Source organism: Longispora sp. NPDC051575 (assembly GCF_040681875.1).
Lineage (GTDB): Bacteria > Actinomycetota > Actinomycetes > Mycobacteriales > Micromonosporaceae > Longispora.
On the sequence record NZ_JBFAZP010000005.1, the window covers coordinates 26,685 to 41,618 of the forward strand.

Sequence of the window (14,934 nt, forward strand, 5' to 3'; positions counted from 1 at the left end):
CCGACTACTGGCCGAAGGACCCTCTGCGTGCGGTCCGATCGGACAATCCGCAGCACGTGCCCGGTGACAGAGGCGCCGAATCGTGCCGTCCGGTGACGTATCCACTCCGACTCCCTCCAAGGGAGGGACCCTTCCGCATGGAGTCATCCACATGTCCCGTCGATTTCCCCGCCAACCTGGGCCCCGCCCTCACTCCTTCACCGAGCACCTCACCCACCGAGACATCGCCATTCTCAGCCGGCTCGCCGAGCATCAGATCCTGACCACGTCCCAGATCACTCGGGCGTTCTTCGACCACCCGAGGATCGCTCGCAGGCGGCTGACGATCCTGACCCGGCTGGAGATCCTGGACCGGTTCCGGTTCAACCTCAGGGCTGCGGGGCCCGAGGAGTACATCTACTTCCTGGGCCTCAACGGCGCAGCAGTGCGACGCCCGTCCGTCTTCGGCCCCGACAGTCGCCGGCACGACACTGCCCGCAGCCATCGCGAGCGCGTCAACAACCTTCTTCGCAGCCAGCGACGGGAACACACTCTCGGAGCCAACGACTTCTTCACCCGCCTCCTCGCCGACGCACGCGCCTCCGCCGGCAGCCGGTCGTTGGCCCGCTGGTGGTCCGAGCAGCACGCCACCGACGCCTACGGAGCGTCCGGCGCCCGGATCCGCCCGGACGGGCACGGCGTGTGGCGGGCCCACGGACGCTCGGTCGGGTTCTGGCTCGAGCACGACACTGGCTCGGAGAAACACCAGCAGCTCCTCGACAAGCTGCCGGGCTATGAGGCCGCCGCCCGCACCGGGCCGGTCTACCCGGTCCTGCTGTGGGTGCCCAGTATCGGCCGCCGTGACCGACTGCTGGTCAAGCTCGCCGACTACACGCGGATTCCGATCGCCGTCGCCGCGCACCACCCGAACCCCGCGGACCCGATCTGGCACCTACCCGGCTCGGGCCGAGCGCCGCTCGCGCTGCACGAACTGCCCTCCGACCACGGTCCGATCGGCGCCACCAACCCCAACCGCTTCGACCCCAACGCCTGACCCCTCGCCGGCACCCTCACCCAGGGCGCTGTCGGCTTCCTCATTCCGGAGTTCCTCAATGACCCACGACACCACGACCCTGCCCAAACTGCTGAGCACCCTGCGGCGGCTCACGCCCCGCGACCGGGCACTCCTCAACCTGCTCGACGACCACCAGGTTCTGACCACCAGCCAGGTCGCCGACCTGCTGTTCGGAAGCCTCGGCGCTGCGCGCCGCCGCCTGCGGACCCTCGAACAGCTCGACCTGCTCACCCGATACGCGACCGCCCGTGCCAACGGATCCCGCACCGAGCTGATCTGCTCCCTGGGCCCGGTCGGGGAGCAGCTGCGGCCACAGGCCGTCATGAGCCTCGACGACCCCCCGACGCCCGCACCCGCCCGTCGCGTCGAGCGTGTGGCCCGCCTGGCGGCCAGCCCGCGCCTGCCGGGCGTGCTGGCCGCCAACGGGTTCTTCGCCGCGCTGACCAAAGCCTCGCACGCGATGCCCGACGCCGAGCTGTTGCGGTGGTGGTCGCCGCGGCGCACCGCCGCGTTCTTCAACGACACCGACGTGCGTCCCGACGGACACGGCCTCTGGCGGGTCGGGGCACGCACTGTCGGGTTCTTCCTGCAGTACGACACCGGCGAGGCCAGCCCCCGCGAGGTCCTCGACCGGCTGGACGCCTACCGGAGGCTGGCCTGCGCCGGGCCACGCTACTCGGTCCTGCTGTGGGTTCCCGATCAGCGACGCGCCCGCCTGCTGCTCGCCGCCATCGGCTACGGCGAGGACATCCCCGTGGCCGTCGGCGTACAGGGGGAAGGTCCGGCCGGCAGCGTCTGGCGGTTGGCCTCCGAGCGCAGCGGGCCCTACGCGCTGCACGAGCTGCCCAGCCATCCCGGCCGGCGCAGCCGTGGGACGCCCAGCTGCCGCGCCACGCACGGCTGGTGATCTCTCACAGTGCAGGTCAGCGCCCATGTCGGCAGCGTTGACGTGAGCGGGAGGCGCTCTAGCACCTCGGTGCTCTCACAGTCAGAACGCGCGCTGTGAGAGCACCGCCGGACCGTTTCTCCTCTCACGGCTGGATCGCTCCGCGACCGCCCGCTGCTCTAACAGCGCAGGTCACAGGCCCTTTGAGGTCCGGTTCGCGGGCAGCGGCACTGTGAGAGGCATCCCCTAGCGTCAAGGGACCTCAAGAGTTTCCACCCGTACTACCCCTGGTAGGTCCCACCCACGGACTCACCGCACCAGCTGCACGTCAGCCCACCCGCCGAAAGGCCGGTCGGCCCGCGCCGCGCGGTGACCTCCCGAAGGTCGCACCCACCAACCTGCAACACCCGGTCCATGTTCTCGGTGGACCACCCTCCCGCGGCCCTTGCCGCGAATCCCCATCCCTAATTCCGGGCGCCCCACGTTCCCGGTGGGACTCCCATGTCTGCGTCGCAGACCCAACCGAAGGAGAACTATGACCACCAGCAATCCCGCGACCTTGGTCGTGGTCGTCCCCGACGAGGTACCCGCCGCTGTCCTGGCCTCGGCCACCACGCTCTCGCGATACCTCGGCATCTCCGGCACTTTCGTGCCGCAGTTCTGGACGAAGGCGAGCCCCTGGCAACGCCACCATCTGGTTGACCCGCGTCGCTGCGGCAAGCAGAAGGTCGCGGCCGGCGGCCAGCTGCGATACCTCGACCTCGCCGGCATGCGTCACGCTGTCGCGATGTCGGCCAGCATCCGCCACCACCAGTGGCTGGAGGTCACCAAGGGCACCAAGCACGCCACCCCGTGGCATGTGTGGCTCGGCAAACACACTGCCGATCCGGCCAAGAACCCGCTGAAGCGGGTCAAGGCCGAGTACCAGGCCCAGCCCCGGGTCCTGGCCATGGCCGCGCACAACGCGGGCTTCGGCCCGGTGTTCGCGACCGCGGACCTGGAAGCCTTCCAGGCCGGCAGTCACGCCTACGCCACCTACTGCGCCCTGCGCGCGGTGTGCGGTGAGGCGCTGATCACTGCCGACGGCACCCGGCTCGCCGCGGACGGACCCGAGATGGCAAAGCACATCGCCTATCTCGGAGAAGCCCACGCCCACCTCGAGAGCCTCGACCGCCGCCAGCGGATCGTCGCGATCACCACCTAGCGCATCGCTGTCCGGTCAGGCCCACAAAGCCCGGCTGGACAGCATGCGGAGGAAGCCAAAGAGGGAACCACTCGGTTGGATGCCCTGTCTTCAAAAGAACTCCACACAGTTCTCATATGCATCGATACAAGGTGAACGTGCTTTCCGTCGGCTGCACACCGCAGCCAGCCGGCGCTGACTTCCATAGCCCATTCGAACCGGCAGTCCGCGCTGCGTCGCCTGCCGCCCCGAGCAGGGGCAACCATCACGACTAGCCCACGCACGGGCCTCTCTTTCCCTCTTCGTCTTGCGGCGCATCATGCCTCGTCGATCACTCGCCGCCAGACAACGTCCCGTACCCGCCCGCGGCCGACCGGCCTGCGGGTTTTTCCCGTTCCGCAAAAGGAGTTTCCCACGATGACTCTGCTCGACCGGCAGTTCGAGACGACCACCCAGGGCTACAAACTCACCCGCGTCGACAAGCTCGCCGAGCACACCGTGCGCACCCGCGTCTACCGAGACTTCTACCCGGCCCAGTCCCACGCGATCGTCGAGGTCCTGACCCCGGAGTTGACGTGGACGGACCTGGCCAGCAGCGAACCGTCCCGCTGGCACGACTCGCTGCCGTCACACGTGTCCTCCAACCTTTCCGACGCCCTACTCGATGACATCGCCGCGCAACTCCTGCAGCGCGCCGCCACCATCCTCGGCGTCGCCCCTTCGGGCGCCAACTCCACCCGGCGCTCGCGTAACTGATACCCGGCCACGTCGAAAGGAAGAACAGTTGCAACGCGACATCGGACGTTCCTACACCGCCGCACTCCTATTCGTCGGCCCGCTTGACCCCACGCGCACCGCGAAGGCCCTGAGAATCGCGCTGGCGGCGCTGGCCGCAGAGGGTATCGACGTACTCGGGGCGTCGATCGAATACGACACCAGGAAAAGCTGCGGTCACACCCTGGCCGTTACCTGCTCCGAGCCCGGCTGCCTACACGCCCCCGGCCACAGGGGCGACCACACCCCACTGGGCTCCGGACCTCGGTAAGGCCTCTGAGCACCTCGAGCACAAGACCGCACCGCCCGAACCGTCCTAGCGGCGCAGAGCCGCACGGAACAACAGACCTCACCTTGATCGGCCGGACGCGACCTGCCCGCGTCCACCGCAGCCCGGACCTGCACCACCGCGCCATCCGGGACCGGACTGGCCTCACCGCAGGCAGTGGTGCGGTCTTTCATCCGCCGCCTGGCCATTTAGGCGATTTCGAGAGAGGAAGCCCCAAGCATGGCACGACGACACGGCATCGACTTCTGGACGTTGACCTCCCGGCAACGTCCACCGACCACTGAGCCCCAGACGACGGCGCAAGACCCGACTGTTCCTCAGGAACAGGACTCTGTCGCGACGCAGCCCGGCATCTACCACCGCGACACCGACGGAAACGTCGGCTACACCGAGGAAGTAGCTTCCTACGGCCAGCAGGCCGACATCGGAATGTGGCTCGTCTTCGCCGGTGACTGGCAGCTCTACCAGGACCGCCACTCCCTGGACCGGGTCCGCGTCGGGTACCTCGGCCAGATCACCAGCCTGATCGACGGGTGGCCGGCGTTTCGCACCACGCGACTCGTCCTCGAGGCGGTCGTCTCCCACCACGCCGGGAGGCGAGGAGCGCTGCGGGACCACCTCACCCGCAAGGCGACCTGCTCCCACAAGGTCGAAGCCGCCGTCGACTTGCACTTCTGCCGCCTGGACCTGCACGGCGACGTCCTCGTCTGGGACGACCGCGCCGGAAGCGGCGACCCGACGAGCCGTGCCCACATCAGGCCCGACCCTGACGGCCTCTACGACCTGACCCTCCTCGGCTGGAACTGGATGCCGGTGCACCCGGAGGCCTGCGACAGCGTCGCCAGCGACGTCCCCCCGCCCACCCGCGCCTGAACACACCGGGCCCCACAGCCTCGCCCGACAGGTTCTCCGGCACATCCCCCTCCCTTCTCCGCAGGTAGGCCTTCCGTCACGGCGGCTGGCTCCGAGCGGGTCAGCCGCCGTCTTCTCCCCGAGGAGCAGCCGTGCGTCAGCTGACCAAACCTCCCCCACGCCCCACCGGACACCCGGCCCATGAGGTCGCCGACACCCCGCAGGCGGGCGAGCGCCGTGAAGCCATCTGGTGCCGCGACATCGCCGCACTCGTCGCCATCCTGACGGCCAGCACCCCGTCGGGCCTGTTCTGGCAGTACTTCGCCCACCCCAGCCTCGTGGACTACCCCACCGCGTACTTCGGGTTCCACGTCCGCAGCCACGACGTCGTGATCACCGCTGTCGACGACATCCCGCGCCGGCTGCCCGCCTTCGCCGCCACCGTCGATGACCAGCCGGCCTTCGCCGCTGTGGCCAGCGCGCACCACCCCGTCGCCGTGCTCGCCTACGCCGTCGCACGCGCCGTGCGCTCCACGTCGCACGGACCGACCGGGGAGGTGACGACTTGAGATTCCGGCGAAGTGGAGCGCTGATCGACCAGCCCGCCACCCCGCCGACCAGCGGACACGCCACCAGGGCAGACGGGCCACGCGTTCACCTCACCGAAGGACACGCCATGCCACCGACCACGACGCCCGGCCCGCACGCACCAGACAGCGCGGACCGGGCCCTGCTGGCCCGCCTGGCCGCACCCGTTCTGGCCACGCACCAGCCCGACCTGCACCACCCGGACCGGTGCGTCAGCCCGCTGTGCCGCCACGAGTACTACCCGTGCGGCGCGGCGCGCGCCGCACGGCGCGCCCAGCACCTCGCCGCCGAGCCCGCCGCAGCAGCCCCCGCTACCGAGCCAGTGACGGTCATCGTGCCCGTCGTGGCGGTCGGACGCGCTTCCGTCCCTCCCGCACCTCCAGTGGTCGAGTCGGGCTTCTGGGCACCTCACATGCCAGAGGACGAGTCCTCCCGGTGGGGCTGGAGCGACCGCTATTTCGGCAGGCACCGGCCGCTCCGGCTCTTCGCTCGCCTCCGGCTGTCGCCCGCTGCCGGGCGCCCGCTGAGGTCCGCCGCCGCCTGAGTAGGGCAAGCAGCCCCTTTGAACCTTCTCTGCTGTCGAGCCGCGCCGGATTCCCGGCGCGGCCGTTCGTCGTGCCCGCACGACAGCGGGCACCGTCATGAAGGAGAACCGTTGCCCACGACCACCTGGTGGCGTCTGCGAGACGTCGCCGCGCTCGCCGAACACGCCATGAACGCCCCCGAGCACAGGCTCATCCGAGAACAGACCGAACCCGCGCTGTTGTGGGAACACACATCCGGTGGGCACATCCTCACCTCCAGCGGCCTGCCCGGCTGGCACCTGCCCGACGGCCGGGCGCATCACGCCACGGCCCGCATGTGGACCCACACGCCCACCGGCGAACGTGGCGGCGCCGACACGATTCCCCGCGACGGGGCGTTGGCGCTGAACAAGCACTTCGACAAGCGGCGCAAGTTCATCCTGCAGATCCGCGACAGCATCGGCTCCCGCCACTGGCTGGCAGTCACGGCCTTGGAGGCCAGGCCGTGGATCAGCATCTCCGCGCACCCGCACCGCGACGACATCGCCCCACCACATGCCCTGTGGATCCCCGCCATGGTCACGGCGGACGAGACTCGCGTGGCGTATCCGGCGCTGATTGCCGATGGCTACACCTGGAACGGCAGCGTCCTGGCCCGGTTCGCCCAGGACACCGTGGCCCGCATCGCCGCAGACATCGCGGCCGTCCACCGGGCCGGGGAAACCCGCTTCAGCGTTCGCCTGACCAGCGGGGCGGCGAGCATCGACTACGACTACCCGGGCGCGCACGGCACCGTCACTCGCACCATCGACCGGGTCCACCGCGACGCCGACGGCCTCTACTCCCTCGGCACCTACCAGTGGCGCTGGTACCCCGCGCTGGACGAGTGAACCACCGACACCACGACGCCTAGGTGCAGCAGCCCTACCCGCCGCTGCACCTAGGCCCATGCTTTCGCCCGTCGACCGCCCGGTCGACGAGCTCCTGTTGTTCACAGCCAAGGAGATCGACATACCCATGAAGATCAGCCCCGACTATCCCAGCGAGGTCGAGCCGCTCGATCCGCTGATCGGCGTCAACGGCATCCGCGGCCGGCTTCGCATGGCCCTGCAACGGGCCGGCTTCGTCGAGCACATCAACGACTACAACGAGCGGTACTCCACCCGTGCCGGGGTGTGGATCCGGCTCGCCGACGAAGACGACGACCTCGACGTGTGCCTGTACCCGACCCACCCGGACACGGGCGTGCCGTCGGAGATCTGCCGCTGGCGGGTCAGCTTCGGACCCGGCTGCCCCGACGAGCTGATCATCCCGGCCGTCAACTACGTGGCCCGACAGGACTGGCACCAGCTCGCCGAGGCCGCAGCACGCCAGACCCGCCCGACTCCCTAACACCACACCAATTCACCGCGACGGGCCCGTCCCTTCGCGGGCGGGCCCGTCCCCGTTCCCGGGAGACACCCGTGACCTTGCACAACACCCTGCTGGCTCGGTTGTGCCGCGACGCCGGCTACGAACTCGACCTCGAACAACGCGCCGTCGCCACCGCCTGCGACGCCAAACAGGTGATGGCCTTCCTCGACGCCGCCTACGCCCTCGCCGCAGCCCAGCAACGCGCCGAGTGGGCACGCGAAGCCGTCGCCGCCACCCACGACCTGATCAGGGGCATGGGAATCGGCGAAATCACCAGCGAGGCCACCATGCTCTACGAGGCCACCACAGCCCTCGGCGCCGCCGAGAAACTCGCCGAAGACCGGACCGCGACGTTCACCAAGGCCTGCGACACGTTGTACCGGTACAGCGACGCGATCCTGATCAGTGAGCCCGCGAATCCGGCGTCGACCGGCGCGGTTGCCCGGTGAGAGCCGCCGGGAACGCTGTGCTCCACGCGAACGCTGAAGCCTGTCCGCCGGGCTGGTCGCGGTGATAAGCCGTCGCCGCTTCATCGCCGCCGCAGTCTGGGCCGCGCTCGGGCCGATCACGACAGCGGGCACGAGCTGCCCGCCGCCGTGCTGCTCCTCACCGGCTGGTGAGCCACACACCTTCGACTGCCCGGTCGCGCTCGCCCGGAGTTGCGAGGACTGCGGCGCCGCGCCGGGCGAGGACTGCCACTTCAGCTGCTCGGGCTTCTGGTCGTGAACCGACAGGCACACCTGCTGGCTGATCGCCAGCCTCGACACCGGCTCCTCGACCCCGGCGCCAACAGGTCTGTGAGTACCTGCGCGTCCTGAAAGGACTTCCATGACACCACGTACAGAATGCGCTGACGCTGACCGACTCTTCGCGATCGGCGCGACGAGATGACCGGCCCTCTGGAGCTCGGCGCCACGGCGGTCTTCTCCGGGGAGTGGCTCGAGGCCGACAGCGGCCCGTGCCGCTACCGGGTGGGCTACACCGGGGTGCTCGTCGGCGGCTGGAAATGGCCGGACTTCGACACCTCCCTCACGGTAGTGCGGGAGATGTGCGCCGAACAGGACCGCCAACGCGACGCGAACCGGGCCTTCCACGCCGCCCGCGGACTGGCCGGGGCGGACCTGGAGCAGGCGGTCGACGACGAATGCCAGCGGCTGTGGCTCGACGGGAAGGTCCTGGTCCGCGACGCCGGCGGTGACCTGCCTGCCCGGCGTATCGAACCTGCCCCCGACGGCACGTACTGCATTGACCTGGGCTGGCCCTGGCGAATCGTCGATGCGACCGACTGCCAGCAGATCATCACCTGACCCCACCGCGAGCCCGCAGCCCGCCGGCCACTCGGCCGGCGGGCTGTCTCGCGTTCCCCGACCGTGAGCGCCACGCCTCGCAGCCGCCCGGCTGCGGGGCTCGCGCTGCTCGCCGACTTGCTTTGGCGGGCGAAGCGAAGCGTCACTCACCACCACCCACAACCAGGAGGTATCACCCATGACCGAAGCGCCACCCAACCCCGTCCACGCCAAGCTGATCCAGCTCCTCGGCGAGCGCGGCCCGATCGACGCCGTGACGCTGTCGGATCTGGCGGGGGTCCCGTATTCCACCACCTCCGCCAAGCTGCGCAAGTGGGCTGACAACGGCGAGATCGTCCGGATCAAGGGCGTCGGCAAGGCACCCAACACCTTCGCGCTCCTCGACACCACTAGCCCAGAGCTCGACGGGCGCCAGCGCGCCGAACCTGACGTCGCGCCCGAACAAGAGCAGGACACCAACGCGGGCGACGCCGACCCCGCCGAAGCCGCACAACCAGGCTCCGACATCGCACCCGACGCGGACGCGACCGAACCGGACACCGACCAGGTCGAACCCGCCGAAGCCGCGTCACCGAAGGACAAGCCCGATGGGCCTGCCGAGCCGACAGCCCCGGAGGACCCCGACGCACTCACCGTGCCCATCGAGCCGGAGCCAAAGCCCGAGAGCGACAACGGTGAGGTGCCCGACCAGGCGGTCGAGCCGAAGCGGAACACCGCAGACAAGGCGCTCCGCCGCCCACCGGGCGCGGTGCGCGACGCGGCGCTGCGGGTCCTGCGCGCCAACCCCGAAAGCGAACTCAAGGTCATCGAGGTCGCCCGGCTCATCGCGAAGGAGTTCGCGGCTGCCGGTGACCACGGGCACGTCAGCAGCGGGGCGGTGGTCAACGCCCTGAACAAGTTCTGCGGCAGCGGCGAAGCCCTGCGCACCGTCGACAAGCCCGCCACCTACAAGGCCGCCTGAACAGCAGGCCGTCAACCCGCAGCGGGCGCGAGAAGTTTTCCCGGCCTCCGCGCCCGCTGCGGCACTCCCAACCAACATGGAGCAACTCAGTGTCTCAGCTACTCACCGCCCTCGGTAGCGCCGCCCTCGGCGCCACCACCACCTTCGCCCTGACCACCCCCTACCTCTACCGCCTCCGGAGCCGGCTGCGCGCCGTCCGACACGACGCCACCCATGACCCGCTCACGGGCGTGCCCAACCGGCGTGGCCTGGCCGAGGCGTTCGCGCAGTCCCAGGTCGACGGCCAGACGGCTTCGGTGATCGTTTGCGACCTCGACGGGTTCGGGCTCATCAACAAGGAGCTCGGCCACGACACCGGAGACGCACTTCTCGTCCAGGTCGCCCAACGGCTAGCTGCCGTGGGGCCGCCGATCATGACCGTCGCCCGCCTCGGCGGCGACGAGTTCGCGCTGCTCGTCAACGCCCACATCAAACGAATGTCTCTGATCGACACCCAGACCGGCCCGGTGTGGATCCGTACCGACGACGCCGACGGCGTCGCGCTCACCGCCGCGCGAGCCGCCTGGAACGCCCTGGCCGGGCGGCGCTTCGACCTCGCCGGCGACCAGGTCCCCATCTCCGCGTCATTCGGCGTGGCCGTGGCCCGCCCAGGCGACACACTGCGGCACCTGATGCGGCGCGCGGATCTGGCGATGATCGCCGCCAAGAACTCCGGCGCGACCGTACACCTGGCCCCGCCGACTACCGAGCCGGTTCTGGAACGTCCCGCCCTGCGCGACCGCGACGCCCGCCATGAGCCCTGACCTCGGGTGCGGCATCCGCCGCGAACCCGCCCTCAGCACCAAATTCCGTGAAGGAGAACCCGTGCACGAGATGACCACAACGGCGATCGGCAACACGCTGATCCAACTGCACCGCAAGGCGATCGACTTCGGCATCCAGCAGCCGCCGTCCCTGCACCTCCTACTCCAGTGGGACCTGCCGAACACGCCGGAAGGCGACTGGCGCAAGGAGATCCGGGGCCGCCAGGTCCCCATCGCCAGCAAGCGGTGGGCAAACCACCCCCAGCGCGTCGCCGGCGTGCTCACCGAGGCCCGCCGCGAACTTCGGGCGGCGGGTCCGCCGCCCGGAATCCCGAAGAACGCGACGGTGATCGCCTCGTCGCTGCTGAACACCGACATCGCCGTCGACACCGAAGGAAGCGGCAGGCATCTGGGGTTCTTCAGCGCCGACGCCGTCGACATCGACGGCAAGGTCTACCAAATCCGCACCGCCGAACGTGCCCTGCGGCACGGCGAACTCGTCATCACCGAACGCCCCGAGCCCGGCTACGACCACTTCGTCGGTCACGAGCAGCTCGCGGAGTTGTTCGACCTCGGCCCGCTCTGGCCGTAGAGACCCCACCCGATTCACATGTCTCGCGGGGCCGGCGACCGCCCGGCCCCGCTCCTCTATCACGTGCGGAGAAACACCATGTCGGACTACATCGCCCAGTACGACGACCTCGTCATCGACAAAGCCCAGGTCGGCAGGACCACCACGCCCACCGTGTACCGGGTCGAGGTCATCACCAAGGGCAGGAAGCCGGTCGGTATCTACGACACCGCCGGCACCTTCTACAAGGTCAGCGACGACGTCCTCGAGAAGTACGACGGCGACGACTACGACCGGATCGCCGCGACGTTCCCGGACAACAGCCCGCTGCCTCGCGGCGCCATCGTCTACTTCCCAGCCGGCACCGGCGGCGAACCCACACACAAGCTGTGGATCGTCACCGACATGACCCCCGCGGGCCTGTACGCGATCGCCCTGTTCGGCGGAGGGACCGCCCGCCGCGGCTACCCCCGCCGCGCCCTGCCCGTCATCAGCCGCGCCGACGCCACCGACCACCTCGTCAACGACCGCGCCTAAACACCCCGACCCCGGGCGCGCGGCCGTGCCGCGCCCCCGCACACCGAGAGGACAGTTCGTGAACCAACACCAGTCACAGGGCCCAGTTGCCTGCGCCGGTGATCACGCCCAGACCTGCGCCGCCCAGCACACTCTCGCCCAGCTCAGGAAGGAGATCCGCCAGCAGTTCGCCCGTGCCGTCGACGCCGAGGCGTTGGAGCTGGACCTGGCCAACGGGATGCTCGAGTGCTTCGACATGCAACCCCTCAACCACCTGTGGAAGGTGGTGGTCACCGTACCGATCACCCTAGAGGTGCGGGCCGAGGACGCGGAGTCCGCAGACGAAGTGGCCTCCTCCCTCATCGAGAACGCGCTGCGCAACGCAGCCGACGTGCACGAACTCGACGTGCGCTGGAACGAGCGGCATCCCGAAGACGCCGAGCCTGGCGGCGTCGACACCGAAAACCCCTAACCCCGAACCTTCACCGTGGGGACCCGACCGCCACGGTGAGGGCCAGCACTTTCACCGCCCGCGCCCGGCACGCAGCCCGCAGCGCTCGGCGGATTCCCGAACGTGACGACCGCGCCCGTGACGGCGCGGCCTTCGCCATACCCACATCCCTAACGCACAACCTCCTGGAGAACAAATGACGTCCCCGCTCGACATCCACGAGATCGTCGACGAGCCCGAGTTCGCACGCCGCAACCCGGCCCTGGCCGCCTGGCCGCTTCCAGTACTTCGCGTCGTGCTGCGCACCCTGGCCCTGAAATTCGGCCTGCCGACGATGCCGGTCATCGCCGACGGCAACCTGGTATGGCGCCTCGAACAGCGGCCGACCCTGCTGCGCCCCCACACCCGCTACAACGACCAGCTGTCGCTGGTCCAGCTCGAACCCGACGGTCCGCCGGTGATGGTCTGGCCCGCCGAGGAGCTGGCCGATGCCTGCACGCTGCTGGTCGACAGCGTCATCGACCCGCCACCACCGGCCCCGGAGCCGGTGGACGGCTCGCACATCATTCCTGCCGGATCGGCGCTGCGCGACCAGCTCGTGCTCCTGGCCCGCCTCGACATCGACCAGGCCCACCCCGTTGAGATCGCCAGCCTGCTGGCGGTGCTCACCGTGTCCGCCCACCACCACAACCGCATCCTCGGGAGCCTGCGCGCCGCCCTCGCGCTGCGCAGCCACCTCAGTCTCGACCCCGACCAGCAGGCGATCTCCGACGCGCTGCGTACTACCTCCCACCAACTAGGCCCCGCCCGAGTCCTCCTCGCACAGCTGCAGAGGCTGCTCGACAACGCGCACCGCCTAGTACACGACACGACACGCCAACGCCTGAAGCACTGACCCCGCGACGAGCCCCCGCGACCCGAACACCTCGGATCGCGGGCGCTCGCGCGTTCAACGACCCGGAGCACCCCATGCGCACACAGCCCCCCGCCGCCCCCGTTCCTGTCCCTGCCCTCTCCCGCACCGACTCGAGCCGGTGGACGTCATGACCGGCAAATTGCTGGCGGCCATTGCCACCTGCGTCCTCGCCCTGATCGTGGTCTGCGCCGGGCTGGCTGGCGCGCTCACCGGCGGCATGGGCGCCGGGCTCTGCGCGCCTGGCCCGAACAGCCCCAACAGCAGCCCGTCTCAGACGGCGACCCCGACGGCTGGCGCGACCCCGACTGCGGGGCCCTCCGGAGCGTTGCCGGCGATCGAGCCGTGGAGCAGCGAGCAGGTGACCAACGCCGCGACCATCATCTCCGTCGGCATCCGCGTGCAGGTGCCGACCCGGGGTTGGGTGATCGCCCTGGCGACGAGCATGCAGGAGTCCCGGCTCCGCAACCTCGGTCACCTCGGCGACGCCAACGATCACGATTCCCTCGGCCTGTTCCAACAGCGGCCATCGTCAGGCTGGGGTACCCCGGCGCAGATCTTGGACCCGGTCTACGCGAGCACCAAGTTCTACGAGAGGCTTCTCAAGGTTCCCGACTGGCAGAGCCTGCCGCTGACGGTCGCGGCGCAGAAGGTCCAGATCAGCGCGTTCCCGGAGGCGTACGCCCAGCACGAGGCGGCGGCGGCCGAGCTGGTCACCGCCCTGACCGGTCTCAGCGGCGCACTCGGCGCGTGCGGGGGCGCCGTCGGACCGCAGGGTTGGGTCGCACCGGTCAACGACGAGATCACCTCCGGGTTCCACACCGCTGAGCGGCCCACCCACGACGGCGTCGACCTGGGCTCGCCGAAGGGCACCCCGATCCGGGCCGCGGCGGCCGGCATGGTCGTGGTCGCCGAATGCAACGCCCACGTTGACGGGCGGCCGTACAGCTGCGACACCGACGGCGGCGTCTGGGTCTCCGGGTGCGGCTACTACGTCGACATCGACCACGGCGCGCGGGCATCGCGACCCGGTACTGCCACATGCTCACCCGCCCGGCCGTCTCCGTCGGCCACCGGGTCACCGCCGGTCAGATCATCGGCGTCACCGGCAGCAGTGGCAACAGCTCCGGACCCCACCTGCACTACGAGGTGCACGTCGCCGGCCACCCGACCGAGCCCAGCGCCTGGATGGCGGCCCACGGAGCCCCGTTGAGGCCATGACTCGTCTGCAGTTCCCACTAGGTCCGTCGGCTCTGCGCGATTGGGTCAGTTTGGTGTCGTTTCGATCAGTGAGGGTCGCGTGGTCCACGTGCGACTACTGGAGCAGCGCCGTCTTCCGGTAAGACGACGAGGAACCGCCAGAGGTTGTCTTCGACGTTGGCCAAGGCGACTGTCGCGGTGGAGGCGAAGACTTCCGCAGCTGGCCCTGCGCCATCGGTCAGTGTTTCGAGTTTCGCGTAGAACTTCGCCAGGTTTGCCGAAGGGCCGTGGATCCACAGGTGAACCGTCGCGCCCTGGCGGAGGGCGGTGAGTAGCTCGTCGCGCACCACGCTCTGGGTTGCATGCAGCAGGCGGTCGTGAAGGCGCTCCTGGGTGCACGGTTGCGAAGGTGCGTCCTCAGCCTTCTGCCGGCACCGCCGACACGAGTGCAGGGCTTCGGGGTCGAACTGATGGAGGAAGGCGGTGGTGTGCCGTTCCGGTATGCCGCACAGCGTTCCCCGCACGTCTGTCCCGTGGTCGACGCCGGGAACGCCATTGACGCCACAGGCGCCGAACCGGGCCGGTTCCCGCGCTGTTGCGAACGACCAGCCGTCGTCCGGGGTGTCGATCACGCAGGCGAGCATTGCAC

20 protein-coding genes are annotated in these 14,934 nt (G+C 69.7%); 18 read left to right on the forward strand and 2 right to left on the reverse strand.

The window, feature by feature from the left end; all coding sequences use genetic code 11:
• Positions 1-151 precede the first annotated feature (151 nt).
• The 17 genes from AB0M43_RS14465 (at position 152) to AB0M43_RS14545 (ending at position 13,067) form a co-directional block, all read left to right on the forward strand.
• Positions 152-1,033 carry a replication-relaxation family protein gene (locus AB0M43_RS14465; protein ID WP_363724636.1) on the forward strand — a complete coding sequence of 294 codons (882 nt, stop codon included), beginning with the start codon at positions 152-154 and terminating at the stop codon, positions 1,031-1,033.
• A gap of 58 nt (positions 1,034-1,091) precedes the next feature.
• Entirely contained in the window at positions 1,092-1,961 is an 870-nt protein-coding gene (locus AB0M43_RS14470) for a replication-relaxation family protein (protein WP_363724638.1), read from the forward strand.
• 514 nt (positions 1,962-2,475) lie between these two features.
• Complete coding sequence (locus AB0M43_RS14475; protein ID WP_363724640.1) at positions 2,476-3,144, forward strand: hypothetical protein; 669 nt, start codon at positions 2,476-2,478, stop codon at positions 3,142-3,144.
• A gap of 396 nt (positions 3,145-3,540) precedes the next feature.
• On the forward strand, positions 3,541-3,879 hold the full coding sequence (locus AB0M43_RS14480; protein ID WP_363724642.1) for a hypothetical protein: 339 nt from the start codon (positions 3,541-3,543) through the stop codon (positions 3,877-3,879).
• Positions 3,880-4,405: 526 nt separating this feature from the next.
• On the forward strand, positions 4,406-5,059 hold the full coding sequence (locus AB0M43_RS14485) for a hypothetical protein (protein ID WP_363724644.1): 654 nt from the start codon (positions 4,406-4,408) through the stop codon (positions 5,057-5,059).
• 131 nt (positions 5,060-5,190) lie between these two features.
• Positions 5,191-5,607 (forward strand): hypothetical protein, encoded by a 417-nt coding sequence (locus AB0M43_RS14490; RefSeq protein WP_363724646.1) that lies wholly within the window; start codon positions 5,191-5,193, stop codon positions 5,605-5,607.
• A gap of 107 nt (positions 5,608-5,714) precedes the next feature.
• Positions 5,715-6,170 carry a hypothetical protein gene (locus AB0M43_RS14495; protein WP_363724648.1) on the forward strand — a complete coding sequence of 152 codons (456 nt, stop codon included), beginning with the start codon at positions 5,715-5,717 and terminating at the stop codon, positions 6,168-6,170.
• 111 nt (positions 6,171-6,281) lie between these two features.
• On the forward strand, positions 6,282-7,040 hold the full coding sequence (locus AB0M43_RS14500; RefSeq protein ID WP_363724650.1) for a hypothetical protein: 759 nt from the start codon (positions 6,282-6,284) through the stop codon (positions 7,038-7,040).
• A 58-nt stretch (positions 7,041-7,098) separates the two neighbouring features.
• Positions 7,099-7,542: a hypothetical protein gene (locus AB0M43_RS14505; protein WP_363724652.1), complete on the forward strand. Its 444-nt coding sequence runs from the start codon at positions 7,099-7,101 to the stop codon at positions 7,540-7,542.
• Positions 7,543-7,613: 71 nt separating this feature from the next.
• Complete coding sequence (locus AB0M43_RS14510) at positions 7,614-8,012, forward strand: hypothetical protein (protein ID WP_363724654.1); 399 nt, start codon at positions 7,614-7,616, stop codon at positions 8,010-8,012.
• Positions 8,013-8,450: 438 nt separating this feature from the next.
• The gene (locus AB0M43_RS14515) at positions 8,451-8,870 is read left to right on the forward strand and encodes a hypothetical protein (protein ID WP_363724656.1); all 420 of its coding nucleotides are present in this window, start codon (positions 8,451-8,453) and stop codon (positions 8,868-8,870) included.
• 178 nt (positions 8,871-9,048) lie between these two features.
• A complete protein-coding gene (locus AB0M43_RS14520; protein ID WP_363724658.1) occupies positions 9,049-9,831 on the forward strand; it encodes a hypothetical protein in 783 nt (260 codons plus the stop codon).
• A gap of 89 nt (positions 9,832-9,920) precedes the next feature.
• A complete protein-coding gene (locus AB0M43_RS14525) occupies positions 9,921-10,634 on the forward strand; it encodes a GGDEF domain-containing protein (RefSeq protein ID WP_363724660.1) in 714 nt (237 codons plus the stop codon).
• Positions 10,635-10,695: 61 nt separating this feature from the next.
• Positions 10,696-11,226, forward strand: a complete 531-nt coding sequence (locus AB0M43_RS14530) for a hypothetical protein (RefSeq protein ID WP_363724661.1) — start codon at positions 10,696-10,698, stop codon at positions 11,224-11,226.
• Positions 11,227-11,304: 78 nt separating this feature from the next.
• Positions 11,305-11,742 (forward strand): hypothetical protein, encoded by a 438-nt coding sequence (locus tag AB0M43_RS14535; protein ID WP_363724663.1) that lies wholly within the window; start codon positions 11,305-11,307, stop codon positions 11,740-11,742.
• A gap of 58 nt (positions 11,743-11,800) precedes the next feature.
• Positions 11,801-12,193 carry a hypothetical protein gene (locus AB0M43_RS14540; protein ID WP_363724665.1) on the forward strand — a complete coding sequence of 131 codons (393 nt, stop codon included), beginning with the start codon at positions 11,801-11,803 and terminating at the stop codon, positions 12,191-12,193.
• 175 nt (positions 12,194-12,368) lie between these two features.
• A complete protein-coding gene (locus AB0M43_RS14545; RefSeq protein WP_363724667.1) occupies positions 12,369-13,067 on the forward strand; it encodes a hypothetical protein in 699 nt (232 codons plus the stop codon).
• A 291-nt stretch (positions 13,068-13,358) separates the two neighbouring features.
• On the opposite strand, the gene AB0M43_RS14550 is transcribed toward AB0M43_RS14545, so the two are convergent.
• Positions 13,359-13,532 (reverse strand): hypothetical protein, encoded by a 174-nt coding sequence (locus AB0M43_RS14550; RefSeq protein WP_363724669.1) that lies wholly within the window; start codon positions 13,530-13,532, stop codon positions 13,359-13,361.
• 594 nt (positions 13,533-14,126) lie between these two features.
• Here AB0M43_RS14550 and AB0M43_RS14555 point away from each other — a divergent pair.
• Complete coding sequence (locus tag AB0M43_RS14555) at positions 14,127-14,306, forward strand: peptidoglycan DD-metalloendopeptidase family protein (RefSeq protein ID WP_363724671.1); 180 nt, start codon at positions 14,127-14,129, stop codon at positions 14,304-14,306.
• 65 nt (positions 14,307-14,371) lie between these two features.
• Here the strand turns inward: AB0M43_RS14555 and AB0M43_RS14560 are convergent, their stop codons facing one another.
• On the reverse strand, positions 14,372-14,917 hold the full coding sequence (locus AB0M43_RS14560; protein ID WP_363724673.1) for a hypothetical protein: 546 nt from the start codon (positions 14,915-14,917) through the stop codon (positions 14,372-14,374).
• Positions 14,918-14,934 lie beyond the last annotated feature (17 nt).